We start from the raw sequence: 19,952 nt of genomic DNA on the forward strand, positions 1-19,952 counted from the left end.
CGTTTTTTTAATGCCAGTGTACACGGTCGTTTTCCCAGGTAAAAATCCGCTGCGAATAACCCCGGTCACCGCGGATAAAATAGAGGCCGTCGGCAGGCAGCCGGTCTGTTTCGAGCATCACATCGGCAACCGTCTGCGTATCGGAAAGCACCCATTTGCGGTTATCCCAATAGTAAATGTCATACCTGTCGCCGACACAGATCGCATTGCCGTCCCCGCGGCGTATGTAGGAAATCCGGTCCAGGCCGACCGGCTCACCGAAGTCGAATCCGACCCAGTAATCCGTCCCTTTCACCCGGCAATAGGTCTCCGGATCGTTATCGGCGATATGCTCCGCCCGGTGCTCCCGGTCGAGCGATTTGCCGGAGTCGATCAGGCGTCCCTTTACGGGCTGTTCGTCCCCTTTCCTGTAAAAATAAATCTCGGCCATGTTGTATTCATCCTTGCCGACAGCCCTCAGCCGCCAGTAACGATAGGGACGGCAGGACAGGGATTCCGTTCCCGAGGTCATCTTCCAGCGGGAAATCGAAGCCACGATGTCGGCATCACGGAAATCCGGACGATCCGAGGCCTCGATCAATCCGTTGCCGAGGTATTCCGTTTTGTAGAATACATGCTGGTACATCGGGTTTTTCCGGTCCAGCACGACCCGCTGCCGGCGGGTCGTATCGGCCTCGATATATCGGGTTTCACCCAGGGCGCTGAGCGTAAAAGGCAGGCTGGCCGGTTCCAGGTTCTTGTTGCGGTACACCATAGCCATATACGTTATATCACGCCCCATGTTCCTGAACAAGGCATATCCCCGGCGAACTTCGCCCCAGTAGACCGGAACCCACTTATTGTTGTCGAAGGTGGCGATGTAGGCCAGTTTCTCGTGCTTGTATTCCGGGAACAGGCGGATTTTCAGATCCGAAGTCTGCTCGTATTCGTGCGTTACATCCTCCGCACACAGGTGGATTACCGACTCGGGCATCTCGACGCCCTGCGACAGCAAACGATACAACTCCCCGTTGACTTTATACGTCTGGCGGAAAATTTTCGAATACCGGGCATAGACGTAATGCGGATAGTTCGGATTGCTGGCGAACGGATTGAACATCAGGTTGATTCCGCGCGTCGTATGGACCGAGCACCAACCGTGCCCGTAAATCCGGTCGGGCCACTGGGGCGTGAAGTCGATAGCCACGGGCAGGCCCTTGCTGCGCATGAGCTGGATGGCCGAAGTCGCATAGTCCCAGCAGGTCCCGCCGCTCATCTTCATAAAGGTCGTAGGCCGGGTTATCGGCATGAATTTCAGGTCATGGAGCCAGATTTGCGGAGAAATGCCCGACTTCATCGTACCGTTCACCCGGGAAACGGGCGCAAGCGGATTGAACTCATAATCGTAATTCTGCTGTATCTGGTCGTAAGATTCCGACCGGCAGACGTTTTTCATCGCTTCGCGCCAATCGTCCAAAGGCTGCGTGTCGATACATTTGTAGGGCAGCAGGTATTCGCAGAACTGATCGAAGTTCAGGTGACCGGCCCATCCGGTATGCTTCCAGTCCTCGAAAGCCGCTTCGATATTGCGGATCAGATAATCGGCAGAGACCACCTGAATATCCCGCTGGGTGTAGACCTGCGGTTTGAGCGAGTCCGACACCCGTTCTATCTGTTTCATCACCCCCGTCCGGTCGGGAAGCGACAACAACGAATCCACTATATCATAATAGGCTTCGTACGCCCCGCCGACGGAGGTATGGAACGGCATGTAACGGATCAGGTATTCCGCCGCGCGGTATTTCTGGCTGTCGGCCGGATTCTGCCGGTAATGGTCCAATACTTTCTCCAGTTCCGCACGGTTCTCCCCGGCTTGCCGCAAAGCCTGGTCCAACGTCGGCGCATTATGCCGGCAGGAAACAGATAATAACAGGATCAGGCTGAAAAAACGGATAAATCTTGTCATACGCTTGAAATTTTATTTACTCTACCCTCTTCCACCAGCGGCCCGAGCGGCGATTGCGGGTATAGGGGTCCTCGGAATAGCTGATACGGCGGACTACGCCGATGATAAATTCCTCAGGGACAAATCCCAGGTAGCGGCTGTCCTTCGAATCGGAGACGTTATCGCCGCAAAAGAAGTAATAGTTATTGCGGAACGTATACACCGGAAGGGGTTGGCCGTCGAGCAACGCCCGGCCTTCGGTGTATTTCAACTGCCCGCCGGTTTCATATTCGATCACCGGTTTATAGAGTTTGCAGTTACGCCAATCGAGGTCGATACGGGCCCCTGCCTGCGGAACATACAGCGGACCGAAATTCTTGATCGTCCAGCCGAAACGACGGTCGTCGTAGGGCATCGCCCGAAGTACCTTGGGATGGATCAGCGAATCGGGCGTTTCAGCGAGACGGCGCTGCTGTTCGAGATTCCCGATCGGATGAGGATAACGGTTGTTGCAGAAATAGCTGTCCCGGACAGATACGGAGTCCCCCGGGGTCCCGATACACCGTTTGGAATAGACGTAATTGATCCGGAACTCGATCCGGTTGCGGTCGTACCCGCGCGGAGCGTTGAACACGACCACATCGTTGACCCGCACCTTCCTGATACCGGGCATCCGAAAACTGCGGAGCGGAATATCCTTCCCGAATTCGAACTTTTTGTAGATGCGCGCCCCGGCGATCAGTTTGTCGACCAGGATGCGGTCCCCGACGATCAGCGTCGGCGTCATCGAATCCGAAGGGACAACGAACTGGTCGCAAACGAAAATCCGCAACAACAGCCAGCCTGCAAACAACAGACATCCCACACTGAGGGTCCAGAACAGGTATTTCAGAATTCGCTGCATATTAATCCTTTATTTCGGAAGAATCCGGACAATCCGACAACTCACGCAATTCGGCCTGCATCTCCCGCGTTTGAACGGACTCGACCTTGGGCTTATAAGCGGCCACGCGGCAGGCAGTCGCCCGGGCTTTCTCCGTTTGTCCGGTCGAGAAGTAGAGTTTTGCGAGGAGGTATAACGGATAGACACGATCCGGAATCATAGAATGGGCATGCAGATATGCCTGCTCCGCCGCCCCCTGGTTTCCCAGGACTTCGTAGTTCTTACCCGCTATATTCCAGAACATCGGATCGCTGCTGATCTGCATGCCAAGTCCAAGGATTTCGTTGCTCCGCCGGTAATCGCCCGCCTTGTGCAACGCATAGCCATAGTCGTAAAGAAACCGGAAATCCCACTGCATAGCGGTCAGGAAACGGGCTCCGTCCTCAACGATATAATCATACCGTCCGGAAGAGGCCCAGATGCGGACATCGCTCCATTGCCGGCTGGCATTCACCCGCAACTTGCTGCGGCCGTACAACCCCGGCCAGCAGGCAAAGCATCCCGCAAACAACAGCACGCCGAGTGCAAACAGCGCCCCTTTCCGGAAATGGAATACCGGCTTGCCGCCAACAGCCGCCAGCAGCAGAACGAAAAGCAGGCGCAAGGGCAGTACGCTCCACGGATAGGAGAAGCAGGCAAACAGCGCAGCCGTCAGCAGTCCGTAGCCGAGCGGATTCCCCTGCCGGATCAGGTTCAGAAAGGCCGTTAGCGTCAACAGGATCAGCAGAATAAACCCGCCGACTCCGGTCTCTGCCCCGAACTGGAGGTATTCATTGAATCCCGATTCGGGACATCCCGCAACCTGTATCTCTTTTTCAGAGCGTTCTTCTGCGGCAAAATAGGCGGCCTGTTCCTCTCCGAACGCCCCGGCAAAGTTCCCGAGTCCCACGCCGCAAAGCGGATGGCGAAGCATAATGCGGGTGTCGATCTTCCACATCAGCAGACGCCCGTCCGCCGAAGGGCGTTTCAGCAGGTATGCCCCCGTGGCGCCCCCTCCCAGCAGAAGCAGTCCGAGCCCCGAAAACAGGGCCACACGCAGCGGATTCGCCTGCCAGGCCCGGCGGAAACGGCCGATAAACCCGAGTTCGCAGAGGATCAGCGCCACACATCCGACCGCCGCGGCGATAAGTCCGGCCCGGCTCATCGTGGCCGGGAGCACGACCACTGCCAGAATCGCCGCTCCCCAACCCAGCAGGTAAGGGGCGACACCCAGGATCAGGACGGCCGGACGCTGTCGGCGGAACCGGGACCACGAACTGAATACGCGGGTTGCAAGACGTTGCCAACGGGCGACACAGGCGAGACCGCAGACACCGGCGACAGCGACAAATCCGGCATAAGGACCCGGATTGAAGAACGTGCCGGTGATTTTGAACAGGCCGTGGTTCGAATAGGCAAAACCGTAAATCTGGCGTATGCCGATCCATGCCTCGTACATCCCGAAACCGCACAACAGCATCAGCAGCACAGTCATGGTCCGCCGCTCGGCCATATAAACGATGCGCAATGCAATGTAGAGCATCGCAAGCTGCAACAGGTCGTCGTACTTCACGGGGCCCGACAGCCCGGCACAGCAAAACCGGCTGATCGTGACCCCGGCAAAAAGGAGGGCGGCCAAAAAGTCCGTGCGATTAAGCCGCAGGACCGGACGGAAAATCGGGCAGAAACAAACGGCCAGCACCAACAAAGCGAGCGTCGCATGGAGCGTCGAAAGCACATTGTCCTGCAAATCCTGGGTCGGCACGTCGATGGCCGCAGCCAGCAGACACCAACAGACGGCTCCGAAAAGGAACAGCGACAAGTAACGGGGCAACCTATTTACATGCTTGATCATCGTGTTTTTCGGGTTTTATTCGTACGCATCGGAAGAAAAATCGGCAGGTAGACGACCAGCGCCACTATCGAAAACAGCGTTCCGCTGATGGCGGCGACGGCGAATGCGAACCAGAAAACTTCCTCGGGACCATCGTAAAGGAACGGGACCAGCCCCAACACGGTAGAAACGACGGTCAGCATAATGGGGACGATTTTGTGGTTGTAAGCTTTCAGGTAGAGCGGGATTCCCCGTTTCAGGGAGGTTTCGGCCCAGTTGTCTTCCTCGTTGATCAGGTAGATACCGGCATTGACGACAATGCCGCACAGCAGGACGAAGGCGGCGAATCCGCCCTGATCGAACACGAAATCCGACCATCCGAACGTCAGGAAAACCCCGATGAACGAGATCGGGATCATCAGAATGATGACGACCGGTTTGCGCAGCGATTCGAAGATGATGGCGCACATCGTATAGATGATGGCGATAACCAACAAGATCAGCCACACCTGCTGTTGTTTCTGCTTCTGCCCGAAGTTGTGCGAGGGAGAATCCGCGCGGAATCCGATCGGCAGCACCTCCTCGTTGAGTCGTTTCACCGTGCGTTCGATCAGGCGCTTCCCGAGTTCGTAAGAACCGATGAAGTCGAATCCGACAAGGATTTCGTAGGATTGTTTGTAACGGCGGATCGAAACGCCTGTACGTTGTTTCTCGATCGTCCCGACAGCCGAGAGCTTCGTGCGCAGCGAGTCGATCCGTACCTGCGCATTGGTTATGTGCCAGCGGTCGAAACGATCTCGGTCGCCCGATTCAAGCACGACCTGTTGCAGTTCGTGGCCGTCGTAAACCGGCGTCAGGCGCGATTTATAGAGCATCGTACTGAGAATGCGGTAATAATCGGTCACATCGAGCCCGGCCACGGCGATGCGTTCATCGTCATAGCGGATGTTAAACTCGTTGTGAGGCAGCGTCCAGGCATTGCCGTCCATGATCTCGGGCTCCGCGACACGGCGGTTGAGCGACAGGGAGTCAATCAACGCATCGGCATAGGCCGACAGTTGGTCGTAATTGTAACCCCGGAGCCGGATCTGGTTGGGACGGTAACTGCTTACGACGTTGTTGTTGAACGAATTGTCGTCGATGCCCCAGACGCGCCACGTCGCACCGCCGAAATTGATCGCCGCCGCCGTGAGTTCCTGCTTGAGCATCAGGGGAAAAGACGTATAGACAAATTCGGGTTTAAACGTGATTTCGATCCGGGCGTTATCGTACGAATAGACGCGCGTGCGGAACATCTCCACCTCGTCGAAACGGCTGATGTAATTTTCCATATGCCGCACGACTTCGTTGAGTTGCTGCACGGTGCACCCTTCGGCCATGCCGGCATTGACATACAACACCTTCTGTTCCGGTTCGCGGAAATTGTTGTAACGTCCCGTCGCGGTATTGAACAGGTGGAGCGACGAGCCGAAAACCTTGTCGATGGTCGAGCGATGATCCGACACGAACCGGCTCTGCATGACGCTGTTATACCATTCGGAGCGTTTCGGGAGCGGTTTTCCGCCCTTCGCTTCGATCTTGTCGGGCAACAGGAAAACGGGGATGCCGAAGCCCCAGACCAGGATTACGATGAAAATCCAGCGGTGGCGGCGTCCCCAGGCGATAAAGCGTCCGTAGAGGTGCGAAAACCGCACGGCGAACCGTCTCCGGCGGACGGAGGAAACCGTCATGCTGCGCCCCAGCGGGAATTTGTCGAGCAATGCGGGGATGAAGAGCAGCGCCACGAGCAGGGAAACGACAAGGTTGATAACGATCACCAGCGAGAAATCGGTCAGATTGGCCTGTTGTTTCTCGGGCAGCAGCCAGACGATTCCCAGCGCCCCGATCGTGGTAAGCAGGGCTCCGAGGATCGAGACGAAAACCCGCCGGTCGCGGTAGTAGCTGTAATGATCGACCATGATGATCGACGTGTCGATGATGATGCCGAGCGATACGGTGATGCCTGCCAGCGTATAGATGTGAATGTCCAGCCGGAACAGGTTGTAGAAGACCACGGCCACGAGGATATTCACGACGAGCGTCGCCGTGATGATCAGCAGGTAGCGCAGATCGCGGCTGACAAGGTAAACGAACAACAGCAGGATGGCCACGCACAGCAGCGTACGGAGGTATATCTTCTGCAACTCCCCCGTGACATATTCGGAAGCGTCGTAGGTCAGCGTCGCCGAAAGTTCTGGCGGGAAAGCCGCCTGCAGGCGGTCCATCTCCTCCCTTACCGCCGCAGTGACGCGCAGCATGTTCGTATGGCCTTCGCAGGAGACGGCAAGGTTGATGGTGTTCAGTCCGTTGATCCGGAAATAACTCGTCGGCAAGGCTTCGTTCCAGCGCACCGACGCAAAATCGCGCAGGTAGTAAATCCGGTCGCTGCGGCGCAGGATGGGGATTTCCCCGAAATCGAGCGACGCGCGGTTGCGCAGCTTCAGGACGATACTGTGATCGCTCCCGTCCTCCCCGGGGAGGGTCGTGAGGCCGACCACCTCGCTGCGGAAATAGTCCCTGAAAGCGGATGCGAGGTTCGAGGCCGTGATCCCGGTCGCCTCCATGGCCTTAGGATCGAAGGTTATCACCCATTCGAAGGGCGTAACTCCCGAAAGGGAGACTTTCCCGACCCCTTCGATCCGCGAAAGCGGTGCGGAAACATAATTGGAAACATACTCCTCGATGCGTTCGGACGGAAGGTCGGCCTTGATGGTGTAGATCAGGGTTTCGGACTCCCGGCTGCCCGACGTAGCAAGCGAAATAGCGGGATAGCTGACCTCTTCGGGGAGCTTGGCGTAGAGGTTACGGATTGCCGAAGCCACCTCGAAACGAGCCGCCGACATATCCGTACCTTTGCGGAACCACACCGTGACGCTTCCCCGCCCTTTCGACGAACGCGACGAAACGCTTTCACAGCCGGCGACCGTCGAAAGCGTCCCCTCGATGCGCGAAGTGGCGCCCTGCTCGACCAGCCGCGCCGAGGCGTCGGGCCACGAGAACGAGACATCGATCTTCCGTTCGGAAACCGTCGGCGTGTACTGGATATTGAGCATAGGAAGCATCGCGACGCCGATAACCGTCAGCGCCGCCATGATCAGCAGCACCGAGAAGGCCGGAATTCCGCGGCGCGGGGAGGATATGTTCCGCGGGGCATTCATCGGCGGGGTCTGTAAATCTCGTAGTAAGCCAGCGGAATGAAGAAGACGCTGACCAGCGTACCGACGATCATACCGCCGATAATGACCAGCGACATCGGGAATTGTAGGTCGGAGCCCATGTCTCCCCGGGAAAGGAAGGGCACTTCGGCCAAAATCGTCGTGAGCGATGTCATCACGATCGCCTTCAGACGCCGCTTGCCGGCCTCCATGATGGCATGTTTGAGTTCCAACCCCTGCCGCCGCAGCGTATTGATCGTATCGATCTTGAGGATCGAGTCGTTGATGACGATACCCGACACCACGATAAGGCCGATCATCGACATCAGGTTGAGCGTCTGGCCGAACAGCCACAATATGACCAACGCCCCGAACAGGTCGATGATGATCTCCGAGAGGATGACCCACGGCTGCACCAGCGACTCGAACTGCGCTGCCAAAATAAAAAACAGCAACAGCAGGGCTACGACCAGCACGCCGACGAGTTGCCCGACCATGCCGCGGTTGGAGAAATAACTGCCGCTGAAACTCACCTCGAAATGCTCGTCCCCGGCAACGCACTGCCGGATTGCGGCGATGACGGCCGGCACATCCTTGGCCCGGGGCGCCAGATCCAACGGATAATAGTTGCCCTCAGCCCCTGCAACGACACTTTTCAGATCACGGGTCATCGTCTGCCGCATCAGGATGCTCACCGGGATTTCAGCCTTGGAGGTATGGATAAAAGTGTTGCCGAGCAGGTCGTCGAGATTGCGCAGGTTGTTGCCGATCACGACCGGAAGCGACTCGTCGCCCGTCGTCACCGTGAAGAGCGTATTCTCGTTCAGGGCGTTACGCAGCGTCGTGAGCAAATCCCCGAACGAAACCCCGTAAAGCGCCATCTGCTCGGGCTGTGCGACATAGAGAATGTCTTCCTGCATCGGAACGGGAGGTATCTCCAGGCCGGGCAATGCGTCCCGGATGCGGTCGATCAGCCGCTGCAACTGGTCCGGATCGGCGCTGCGGCCCGTCGTCGAGCGTAGCCGCGCCGTGAGGACAGCCTCCCTGTCGGCAAAGATCATGTCGAAGATATTACCCGACACCCCGAACGAACAGCGGGCTTCGGGCGCATGGGCCGCAAGGTAATCGCTCACCGACTGCTGCACGGGTTTCACATCGGCGGCATCGTGGCATTTCAGATAAATGGTAGCCTCGGCCACTCCGTTCTCCTCGGTGTGCGAAAGAATGAACTGCTGGATACCGGCCATGGTCGTGGATTGCAGAATCCGGTCGCCCAGCGACGCGACGAGCGCCTGTGTGCGCCGGCCGTTCTCCTCGGCCGAAATCCGGTCGTTCCAGTCGATGCGCACCAGCATGTCGCTGTAAGTCATCTGCGGCAGGCGCTCCTTGTCGATGTCCCAGAAAAGGGCCGCCAGCCCCACGATGGAAACGGCGTAGATCGCCCACATCAGCCAGCGGCGGCGGAAGAACCATTTAAGCCCGGTCTCGTAATATCCGACGATCCGGTCGAACGAAAAACGCTGGAGCCACGGGGTAGGCCGGAATGTCTCCTGGCGGTTGTACCACCAGCGGTAATAGACCGGCAGCAAGGTGATGGCGACCCCGTAGGCCACGAAAAGCGTGATAGCGACGGCCATCGCCTGGTCGTAGAAAAGCGCCCCGGCCATACCGTTGATGAAAATCAGCGGAACAAACACCGCACAGGTCGTGAGTACGGACGAAAGCATCGGGGCGACGACCTCTTTCGTTCCCCGGGTAACGGCCCGGGTCAGCCCTTCGCCCCGCTGCCACCGGGCGGTAATATTGTCGATGACGACGATCGAGTTGTCGACCATCATACCGATTCCGAGGATGAGCCCCGAAAGCGAAACGATGTTGATCGAAATGCCCAGCAGGTAGAAGACCAGCAGCGAAACGATCAGCGTCACGGGGATGGTCAGCACCACGAGCGTCGGCGACTTGAGGTCGCACATGAAAAAAAAGATGATCAGACAGGCGAGCAGCGTTCCGAAGAGGATATTGTTCACCAGGTTCGAGATCGAATAGTCGAGCAGTTCGGTCTGGTCGCGCGTAACCGTAAATTCGATATTCGGATAATCGCGGCGGAACTGCCTCAACTGCTTGTTCAACTCCTCCTTGAGCTTCGACATCCGGGCGTCGGCCTGTTTGATGACTGCCAGGGAAACCGCATCCCGGCCGTCGGAGAGGACCATCCCCTGCCGTTTGCGGGAATGTTCGACAACGTCGGCCAGTTCCTTGAGACGGAACAGGCGTCCGTTGATCTTCAGAAAGATGTTCTCAATGTCGCCGCGACCGCTCACTACCGAACGAAACTTCACGCTGTACTGGTACTCGCCGTCGCGGATCGTGAGGCTGCCCAGCGTCACGTCGGCCTTCTTAAGGGCGCTTTCGATCGTCCCCATCGTAATCCCCGCCTGCCGCAGTTTTGCTTCGTCGGGGATAATCAGCAGTTCCGGGGCCACCGTGCCGCTCAGGTCCACCATCGCCACTTCGGGCAGTTGCTCGATGCGCTTGGTGATCACCTGCGAGGCAAAACGGCTCAGGGCCGAAAATTCGTCCGACACCGGGTGCAGTTCATCCCTCGCTCCGGCCGGACGCTCGCCCCGCACCGTCAGGTTGATATAGAAGGCCGGAATGTCTGTAACGCTGGCCTTGATCACCTTGGGGCGTTCCAGGTCGCGCGGCAGGGAGGAGACCGAACGGTCGATCTTTTCGTTGACTTCGATAAACAGGTAGTCGATATCCGCCCCCTGCTCGAACGTGAGGCGAATGATGCCGCTGCCTTCGCGGGCCTCGCTGCGAAGATCGGTCAGTTGCGAGAGCTGGATCAACTGCTGGCGCAGCGGCGTGATGACCGTCTCGTCCAACTGCCGCGCCGGAGTACCCTGCGCCGGAATCTGGATCGTGATATACGGCGCGTCGACATCCGGGACGAGGGAAACCGGCAGCAGACGGGTGCTCACGACGCCCAGGATGATCAGGACAACGGTGATCATCGTTACGGCAATGGGCCGGTCAAGAAGTTTGCGCAACATAAGCGTTCCCGTTTAGCGATTGCCGCCGAGCGTGACTTCCGAACCGTCGGCCAGATTCAGGTTTCCCGAAACGATCACCAGGTCGCCCGGATTGAGTTCGGCCCCGCGATCGGTATTTGCCTCGACGACGTATTCGCGGCTGTTGGCCAGCGAGGTGTGGACGTAGGTCCACTGCGCCTTACCGTCCTTATAGCGGAACAGGACTTCCAGGTTGTCGCGGATGACCACCGCGTTCTTCGGCACGACCAACCGGCCGGGAACGCGCTGCCGCACGGCGACACGCACGTTCATACCGTCGGCCAGCGTCCCGTCGTTGCCGACCTCGGCGTCGACCTGCACCTGTCCGTGCTCGTCGATCGAGGGATTGACGGCCAGAATGCGGCCCCGAACCTCTTTGCGCAGATCGGCGAACGGACTCACGGCGACCTCCATGCCCGGACGCAGCAATCCGTATTCGGATTCGAGTACCGTAAACCGAACGTTGAAACGACTGTCGTCGAGCAGGGTGCAAAACTCCCCTTTCGATTTTTCATAGACCTGCTGTTCCACGTCGGCTACTTTCCCCGCAAAAGGAGCCCGCAACGAACACTGCTCCAGACTCCGGAGGGCGCTCCGGAGCGAAGCCGTAGCATCGGCGTAGCCCGAGCGGATACGCGCCAACTGTACGACTTCGGCCGGAGGAGTGACGGTGTCGCCGAGCGAATAACCCTGCCCTACGAGCACGTCGAAAAATCCCAGCCGGGCTTTGTCCAGGGCCAGTTGCGCCTTGTGCAACTGAAGGGCGTATTCCGTCGTATCGAGCCGGGCGATCAAACTGCCCTGCCCCACCCGGGCGCCGTTTTTCGCATCGATAACGGCGATAACTCCCGAAACCGGAAACGACAGCGTACTGCGCCGCGAGGCGATCAGGCGGCCGTTGCTGATCAACTCGCGCTGGAAATCGCGCCGCTGCAACGTGTCGACCGTCACCTGGTTGTATTCGATCCGGTGCTGCATCCGGTCGGCCGAAGCATCCGTTTTCTCTTTTTTCGTCTTGCCGCAGCTCCCGAGAAGCGCGGCACAAAGCATCCACAGCGTGTATTGTTTCATGGCAGGGGTTATTCTTTGATGAGTTTGTCGAATTCAGCGTTGATGTCGGTATGCGACAGGAAGTCGTAGAGTGTCTTGCGTCGCAGCGAATAGTAGTAACTCCAGAAATCGGCCAGCGCCGAAACATAAGTCTGATTGGCCTGGTCCTTCTCGGTCTGGGCCGTATTCATCTCCGTCACGGAAACCGTTCCCCGGCGGAAATTCTCCATCGCGATCGTATAGCGGCGTTCGGCAACCTCCCGGGCCCGGGCGGCCACGGCGCACTGGTTGCGCTGGTTGTGGAATTGCTCGATCAGCGTATAAACCGTATGCCGGAAGTCGATTTCGTTCTGCTCGATCTGGTTGCGGACCATCTCGGCCTTGGCTTTGGCCATACGGACGCGTCCTTTGCCCATGCCCCAGTCGAAAATCGGGATCGAGAATTGCAGCCCGACGACCTCCTGGTCCAGCAGGTTCGAATAGGCCGTCCGGAACGTCTCCCCGGTCTGCGACAGACCGAAGCGGGCGTTTATCGTCGCCGACGCACCCCGTTCGGCCTTGGCCTGGGCCACACCGGCCTCGGCATTGAGCGACTTGATCTCATTGCTGATATCGAACGACGAATTTTCGAGCGCCTTGTTCAGGACGAGGACGTAATCGATCTCGATAGCCGGAATCCGGTCGTCGAGCACAGGATCGACATCGACATTCTCGTTATAACGCAGGTAAGAGTTGAGTTTCATCTGCTGCTCGCGGACTGCCAGCGCCGTGTCGTTGATCGACAGGCTGTCGTTGAGCATGCGCAACTGGAGTTGCAGCAGCTCGTCCTGCGTAATGCTGCCCAACCGGAGCCGCTGTTCGGCGATTACGTGCAGCGCCGTGGTATTGGCGTAGTTCTTAACGGCAATGGCGTGCTTGGTTTTGGTGAGCAGCAGGTTGAAATAATAGTTCACGGCCTGGGTCGTGACATCTTCCATCGACTCGATGTAAGTACGCTTCGCCAGTTCGTACTCCTTCGGGGCGATCTTCTTGTTCCATTTGAATTTGTTGTAGGCAAAAAGCGGCTGCGTATAGGAAAGCGTGATCGGTTGGGAATAGTAGGACTTGGTTTCTTTGGGGGCAAACTGGTCCAGCCGGTTCAGCGACGAATAGAGTTGCAGGGTTCCGCCCGTCAGTGCGATGTTCTGACGGATGGAGATTCCCAGCGTATTTTGCAGGTTGTAGTTGTCCAGATAACGCAATTCGCCCGTATCGTAATCCTGCAACAGGCGCAGCGAACGGTCGAAACTCAGCACTTCGCCCGACAGGTTCAGCGACGGAAGCCGGCTGGCCTGAAACGACCGGAACGACCAATAAGACGAAAGAAAAGTATATTTGGCGACCATCGCCGCAATGGACTGGTTCTGGGCGGCATAGATCGCTTCGTCGAGCGTCAGCCGGACGTGGATCGCCTCCGGCTGCGAAGGACGCGCTACCCCGGCATCCGGCCGTGGCGAAGGTTGAGACTGTGCCATCGCGGGCAAAAAGCAGAGCGGTCCGGCCACAGCGGCCAAAAATAGTTGCAGTATTCTGAATCCCATGTCTTTCTTTATTTTACAACCACATTATAGTTCCGTTATGGTGGGTAAACGGACGGTTTTCGATTCCTTTCGTATCGCAGACGAGCAACAGCAGCGCATCGTTCGGAATATCGTCAAATTCCAGCCATGTCTGGTTCCCGGCCCGTCGACCGCCGACGGTCTCCCATTTTTCCCTGTTCCAGGCATAGAGCGTATATTCATAGCCGGGATAGACATTGTTCCCGTCGCTCCGCCGGAACCAGAGGATTTTCGAAACATCGGCCGGACGCCCGAAATCGAATCCGATGCGGATATTCGGTTCCCGCATCGGGGCGAAGGTAAGCAGGTCGCCATCGTCGATCATCAGAATACGCGCTTTGCTTTTTTCGTCTGTCACATCCGCGAAAATACGCTCGGGACTGAGTTTGCGGTCGCCGTCGAAGAACAGCAATTCGGCGATGTCGCACCACCACGTCGTCGTCGACCGAATCCTCCAGTAACGGAACGCATCCCCGAGTTCGACCGGTTCGGTCCCGGCGAGGACCAGGGTATCCACCGGTAATTCGAACACGGTCCGGGCATTGCGGAATTGCGGATTATCGGCCGCTTCGACGATGCCGCCCATCAAACTGCCCGACAAATTCGCGTTGTTGATCGTTTCATACATGCCGTATTTCCGGGTGACGCGAATCGTCTGGCGATGAAGCGTATCCGGACGGAAGAACTGCATCGTCCCATCGGACTTCAGGAAAAAGGGATCGCCCGCAGGATGCATCACCCGCTGCTTGTCATATACTACCGGCATATAAAAAATATTCCGCCCGATTTTCTCGAACCGGGCCTTGCCGCGGCGGTATTTTCCCCAGCAGACCGGAATCCAGTCCTGATTATTGAAAACAGCCAGGTAAACGGTCCGCCCCAGTTCCGGCAAGTCGTAAATCGCACACTCGACCGTATCGGCTTTCGTATACTTCTCGGTAATATCGCGGGAAAAAAGGCAGGGCAACGAAGGTGGCATCCATCCGTCCTGTGCCAGGATCCGTTCTACCTCGGGATTCGAACGATACGTCATTCGGAAAACCTTGGGCAAAGGCCGGTCTGCAAAATACGACTCGCCTTTCGTGTCGTAACCGGTAAAAACCTCATCCTGATGTCGGTGGTTGATAACCGTCATCCAGCAATGACTGCGCGGCCGTGTAGCCCAGTTGGGGATGAAATCGACCCCGACCGGAATGCCTTTGCTGCGCATGATCTGCGCCGTTGCAATGCTGGTTTCGGTACAGGTTCCTTTGGGCAGGTTGGTTATCGTCGTCGCCCGGAAGACCGGGCAGGGATTGGGATCGGCGGTATACGAGCGTTTGAGTTTATACAGCACCTTGTTGACATCTTTCGCCGCAATCCGCGGATTGTCGCGCCACAACTCGCTCGGATGTTTCCCCAGTTCCCCGTTATACAGGCCGGCCAGTTCCGTCCGCCAATCGGTCAAAGGCTGCATATCGGCGCATTTATAGGGAAGCAGGTATTCACAAAATTCGTCGAAATCAAGCAATCCGGCCCAAGGTTTATTCCTCCATAAATCAAACGCCTGCTCAATATTACGGATCAAATAATCCGAGGAAACAGTTTGTATATCGAAATGAGTTCCGATCTGCGATTTGACCCGTAAATATTCGTCGGCAATAGCTGCTGTTAACGAATCGGGATCTCCATAGCAGGGAATCATCGAATCGATGCGGTCGTACATCGCTTCGATCGCTGCGTCGTAGGACCTGTGCAGCGGCATGTACCGGATCAGGTATTTCGCCGCACGCAGTTTCAGGGAATCCGCGTCACTTCGATAATGGTCCAGCACTGCCTCCAGTTCCGGTCGGTTATCCCCGGCAGCCCGGAGCGCCTGCCTCAACTCCCGCCGCTCGGTGTCGCAGGCGACAAAAAGTAGGATCAAACAGAAACAAGGCAAAAGACGGCGCATCGTCCGGGATGGGTTAAGGGTTTCTAATTTTCGGTTCGGGGGCTGTTCGCGACAACACCCTGGATGGCAAAAGTTACGGGATTGGGATTGGCGCTGTGACGCACGGCGATTTTTTTGAAGAACGTTCCCGGCTGCTCGGCGGAAAACTGGATTTTGAATACGGTTTTTCCGCCGGGCGGAACGGGCTTTTTATCCCACACGACCTTAGTGCAATGGCACGACGTATAGGCGTCGAGCAGCACTAGCGGCTTGTCCGACCGGTTTACGGCCTCCAGCGACAACTCGCGGCTTTCGCTGACAGGAATCTCGCCCAAGTCGACGACCGACTGACCGAATTTCAGCACATCGTCCGTTTCGACCGTGTTATTCTCCATATCCACAGTCTGCTCCAATGCAGCCATATTGGCTGCCGCCAACGTATCGGAAGGCTTCGGGGCGGTTCCGCAGGAGACGATGAAAAGCAAAGGTGCAAAAGTGCAGAAATGTTTCATTTTGCAATTATTTTTCGGGAACATAGACGCCGTCGTGAGCCAGCATGTTGTCTAAAGTCGATTTAAACAAGGACCACATCGCGTCGCTATATATAGGGTTACCGACTAAAACAACTTTATTTTTTTTGTCCAAAAGGAATGTGTGAAACCGAGTATCTGATGGGATTTGAGTATTTTTTTTTCGCAACTCATTCAATTTATCAATATATACTGGAAATTCAAATGATTGTTGCTCTAATAGTGTTATAACTTCGTGATATTTATCACTTTCCGGAGCAAATATAATAATAGGTGCAAATCGCTTTTGTGAATCTATTTTGAATAGTTTCTCGAAATCATATAAATGACTAACTCGACATGGGGTACAACCATCAGAAGTATTATATATTACTAACTTGATATCATTAACGATCTTTTTAGGCAAAGAATCAGACAATTGCCCATTCTGGACAATTTCCATATTAGATGGGATATATATTGCTGTCATATTTAATAGTTCAAGTTCCTTACGGACTTGTCGCTGTGAACAGCCAACAAAAAATATCCAAATGAGTATTATAATCAAACGCATAAAGCATCCTATTTTATTATAAACCATTATGATCTGTTTGAATGTTTTTCTTAGCAAGAATAAATTGAGATGGAAACATAGTTAAACGTTGTCCCATAGGAGCTCCTCCATATATTGTATTATCGGCTCCTAATATCCAACCTGATAATGTACCAAAAAGAGACAAGCCTTTGTTAGCTTCTAAAAATTCATTCCCATAATCAAAAAACACAGGATAGTCAATTGTGCATTTTTTTAGTAATGCTAATAAATCGTTTTCGTCATTTGGGTGAATTCCACATATATAAAAAAGGTATTCAAATTCCGGATTTGCTTGCATGAACTTTTCGTTTTCCCCATTAATTAAAATTGTTGAAGAAAAATATACACGAGTAAGACCAATACCATACATATAAGTAACAACTTTGGGACGCTGGGAATCAAATTGATATCCTTCCAAAATCCCATATTGATTGTATACATACTTTGGAATTGGCGTTCTTATCTTCTGAGAAAAAGAATTGCATCCTTCTGATAGAAACAACAATAATAACAATAAGTATCTATACATTTTTCAATTTCAAACAAATAATTACTGGATTATCAGTTTCTTGTAACATATCTATAACATCTGGATTAGCTAATAATGTATTTTGTTTCCAATTACTATCAATTAATCTTGCAGCATCTACAATTCCCAATAAAGTATTAGACACAAACGATTGTAATGCAGAATGTTTCGCTAATGGAGACGATAAATCGTCATTAGATTCGTAAGCAGCCCAATGCCATTTTCCAGTTTTCTTTTCACCAATACCATATGCAAATATAACATTACGCTGAGGGTCTTGCAAATCGGCCTCAACTAACCAATAATCTTTATTTTGGGCGGCATATGAAATAGAAGCAAACGACCTGTCTAATAAAATATGAGCAGCTTTCATAGGGTCATTCTGTTCAAAAAAATCCCGAGGAATAGCATATTTACCAAAATCAAATTTATATACAGTATGTATCAGATTATCTTCGATTTGATAAATGCAATTTGTTAATTGTTCTCGCAAGAATAATTGTTTTCCTGCCGATATAAACACGGGAGAGATATCTCCAAACGAAAATATTCTAGCCTCAGAAAAGAGATATTTTTCAACGATTTCATCATTTTGAATTCGAAGTAAACGTTCTGGATAGGCTCCATTTGAGAATCCACTATAAGCCCACAAAGTTTTTCCGTTACGATATATTTGTCGAGCCTTTGCTTTGACAACCATTTTTTCAATAAAAACACCAGCCAAATTATAAATATATTCGCAACTATTGGGACTTGAATAAACGTGAATCTGCCGTTCTTCATCTACAAATACATTATCTATTGTAACATATTCATTACCACCTCTACCGTGCCGTCCAATATGATTAAGGAATTGACCATCAGATGAAAACCGAGTTATCTGATTCTTTGAAAGATCCACTATTAAAAAATTATCGCCAATCGCTACCACCTGCAATTCGGATCCCAACAATGACTCCGAAATTGTTTGCAAAGGAACAATAGTTATCGACTCAATTAACTCCTTTTTGTTTTCTAGCTGTTGAGAATTCGAGAAATTATACGAAACCACATAATCAGCCTCGTCAACTGATAATCGATTAGAAGTACATGCGCTGCAAAGCACCATAAGAAATAATATGAAAAAATGCTTCATATTTAAAATAATTAAAGTAAAAACGAAGGACAAAGGCTAGAAATTAGCCTTTGTCCTTTTAATCAACAATCTGTTATACAATAAGCCTCACTACAATAATATGCCAATGAACACCTTACACATTTCAGATAAATCCCCAATAGGCCAGGACAACGACCTGTATCCTGCCATAAAGTCGAAGATTCTCCACTCGCTAGAGCCTCGACATTTGCATTCAGCAAATCAGATACATTCGTTTTGTTGTAGACCGAGAACCCGGTTACAGCGGCGGCGGCCATCAATGCGACAGCCCCCGCGAGAAGAATTTTTTTCTTCATTTTTGTAAATTTTAAAAGGTTAACTAATAAATAAGGCCATGCGTTATGGCTTCTCTATCCCAAACCGTAGTCACCGGTTCAAATCCAACCTGTAAATTAAAGAACGAGACGGGGTATGCGCCAATCCATACAACAGACCTTGACTGTTGTCGAACCGAATCGCACTAAGGGCCTGCGAAACGTGGAAAGCTTCGATATAGTTGCCCGACCAATCGAAAGTGACCAGATAGTCACAACTTTCCAACCCTAACCCCGCCTCGTTATATGTTTTTCCCGAGTAAATCGTATATATATATTCATCGCTGCACGTCACGCCAAAGAACCCGTTGACATTCGATTTCCGGATTGCCGCGACATGCATTTTCCCGGCAGTCGTCGGTGCGATATCCGGATAATGATATGCGATTCGGGCAATGGCGGCGATCGAATCCCCCTCTATCGCATTAATCTCGATAATCCCGCAATTGCTGTTTACGCAGACAAAACGGGAACAATCCGGCTTCATCGCTAAACTGCTGTTTATGTATGCCGTCGGCAGCAATTCGCTCTCGATCTTGCGGTCCCCCTGCGGATACTCCCCGAAAAAACCGACCTGTCCGGATTTCAGGTTTACAAGCCGATAGCGTCCTTCGGGATAAATTCCGGTAGAGATAACCCGATCCCCGTCGGTAATGCAGGTAACCAATCTTCCGGAAGGGAGTTGCTGCTGCGAAACGACATCCTGAACCACCGATACCATCATATTCGTGTTACAATCCGCAACTACGATATGTCCGTTATTATCCAGATTTGTAGTCGTAATCATTTCCCCGGGGCCCCGGCCGCGCTTTATAATACTGGTGTAGGAATCGTCGTTCAATCCGTAACGGACCAGCAGGTCTTCGCTGCCAGGACGCTGGGACAAAAGCCACAGTACACTATCAACCACGGCAAAATCGGTTACACCGAACGCTTCAATCGAATCAAGACATAGAAACTCCTCCATAGCAGCTTCGGGGGCTTTATCCAGATTTGCCAATGGATTTTCACCCGTAGAACCACCCTTACAGGCAACAAAAAGCAAAAGCGCTATGAATAGAAAGAGTCTCATACAAATTTAGTCGGCATATCTCATTCCGTATACATAATTCCCGTAATCATCAAAACAAGTCCCATTTATAACGACGCAGCCATCACCTAATTCTTCATTAAGGCTTAATGCCTCCACATTTAAGAGTAATAATTCCGTTGTAATATTTTTGTGAGTTGCGATTAAATAGCTCAATACAGATAATCCAACCAACAGACCGCAAAACAAAATTTTAATTTTCTTCATAGTAACACACGCTTTGTTTGACGGATTCAAAGGTACTTGACCCG

Annotated in this window: 15 protein-coding genes; all 15 read right to left on the reverse strand. The window is 53.5% G+C overall.

Annotated features, from left to right (window positions below):
* Nucleotides 1-7: 7 nt before the first annotated feature.
* Entirely contained in the window at nucleotides 8-1,945 is a 1,938-nt protein-coding gene (locus I2E69_RS01195; RefSeq protein WP_195458320.1) for a discoidin domain-containing protein, read from the reverse strand.
* 16 nt (nucleotides 1,946-1,961) lie between these two features.
* Nucleotides 1,962-2,828, reverse strand: a complete 867-nt coding sequence (lepB, locus tag I2E69_RS01200; protein ID WP_195458321.1) for a signal peptidase I — start codon at nucleotides 2,826-2,828, stop codon at nucleotides 1,962-1,964.
* A gap of 1 nt (nucleotide 2,829) precedes the next feature.
* Complete coding sequence (locus I2E69_RS01205; RefSeq protein ID WP_195458322.1) at nucleotides 2,830-4,701, reverse strand: O-antigen ligase family protein; 1,872 nt, start codon at nucleotides 4,699-4,701, stop codon at nucleotides 2,830-2,832.
* On the reverse strand, nucleotides 4,698-7,877 hold the full coding sequence (locus tag I2E69_RS01210; protein ID WP_195458323.1) for an efflux RND transporter permease subunit: 3,180 nt from the start codon (nucleotides 7,875-7,877) through the stop codon (nucleotides 4,698-4,700). The genes I2E69_RS01205 and I2E69_RS01210 overlap by 4 nt, the downstream gene beginning before the upstream one ends.
* Nucleotides 7,874-10,930, reverse strand: a complete 3,057-nt coding sequence (locus I2E69_RS01215; RefSeq protein WP_195458324.1) for an efflux RND transporter permease subunit — start codon at nucleotides 10,928-10,930, stop codon at nucleotides 7,874-7,876. The genes I2E69_RS01210 and I2E69_RS01215 overlap by 4 nt, the downstream gene beginning before the upstream one ends.
* Nucleotides 10,931-10,942: 12 nt before the next feature.
* Nucleotides 10,943-12,019, reverse strand: coding sequence for an efflux RND transporter periplasmic adaptor subunit (locus I2E69_RS01220; protein WP_195458325.1), 1,077 nt, complete (start codon nucleotides 12,017-12,019; stop codon nucleotides 10,943-10,945).
* Between the two features lie 8 nt (nucleotides 12,020-12,027).
* Entirely contained in the window at nucleotides 12,028-13,578 is a 1,551-nt protein-coding gene (locus I2E69_RS01225; protein ID WP_195458326.1) for a TolC family protein, read from the reverse strand.
* Nucleotides 13,579-13,591: 13 nt separating this feature from the next.
* Nucleotides 13,592-15,502 (reverse strand): transglutaminase domain-containing protein, encoded by a 1,911-nt coding sequence (locus tag I2E69_RS01230; RefSeq protein WP_195458327.1) that lies wholly within the window; start codon nucleotides 15,500-15,502, stop codon nucleotides 13,592-13,594.
* Nucleotides 15,503-15,552: 50 nt separating this feature from the next.
* Nucleotides 15,553-16,020: a DUF1573 domain-containing protein gene (locus I2E69_RS01235; RefSeq protein ID WP_195458328.1), complete on the reverse strand. Its 468-nt coding sequence runs from the start codon at nucleotides 16,018-16,020 to the stop codon at nucleotides 15,553-15,555.
* Between the two features lie 7 nt (nucleotides 16,021-16,027).
* Nucleotides 16,028-16,591 carry a hypothetical protein gene (locus I2E69_RS01240; protein WP_195458329.1) on the reverse strand — a complete coding sequence of 188 codons (564 nt, stop codon included), beginning with the start codon at nucleotides 16,589-16,591 and terminating at the stop codon, nucleotides 16,028-16,030.
* A 16-nt stretch (nucleotides 16,592-16,607) separates the two neighbouring features.
* Nucleotides 16,608-17,141 (reverse strand): hypothetical protein, encoded by a 534-nt coding sequence (locus tag I2E69_RS01245; protein ID WP_195458330.1) that lies wholly within the window; start codon nucleotides 17,139-17,141, stop codon nucleotides 16,608-16,610.
* Nucleotides 17,134-18,276, reverse strand: coding sequence for a 6-bladed beta-propeller (locus I2E69_RS01250; protein WP_195458331.1), 1,143 nt, complete (start codon nucleotides 18,274-18,276; stop codon nucleotides 17,134-17,136). The genes I2E69_RS01245 and I2E69_RS01250 overlap by 8 nt, the downstream gene beginning before the upstream one ends.
* Nucleotides 18,277-18,338: 62 nt before the next feature.
* Entirely contained in the window at nucleotides 18,339-18,593 is a 255-nt protein-coding gene (locus tag I2E69_RS01255; RefSeq protein WP_195458332.1) for an NVEALA domain-containing protein, read from the reverse strand.
* Nucleotides 18,594-18,663: 70 nt separating this feature from the next.
* On the reverse strand, nucleotides 18,664-19,683 hold the full coding sequence (locus I2E69_RS01260; protein WP_195458333.1) for a BF3164 family lipoprotein: 1,020 nt from the start codon (nucleotides 19,681-19,683) through the stop codon (nucleotides 18,664-18,666).
* 6 nt (nucleotides 19,684-19,689) lie between these two features.
* Nucleotides 19,690-19,908 carry a hypothetical protein gene (locus I2E69_RS01265; RefSeq protein ID WP_195458334.1) on the reverse strand — a complete coding sequence of 73 codons (219 nt, stop codon included), beginning with the start codon at nucleotides 19,906-19,908 and terminating at the stop codon, nucleotides 19,690-19,692.
* Between the last annotated feature and the right edge of the window lie 44 nt (nucleotides 19,909-19,952).

This window comes from Alistipes sp. D31t1_170403_E11 (assembly GCF_015553985.1).
GTDB classification, from domain to species: Bacteria; Bacteroidota; Bacteroidia; order Bacteroidales; family Rikenellaceae; genus Alistipes; species Alistipes montrealensis.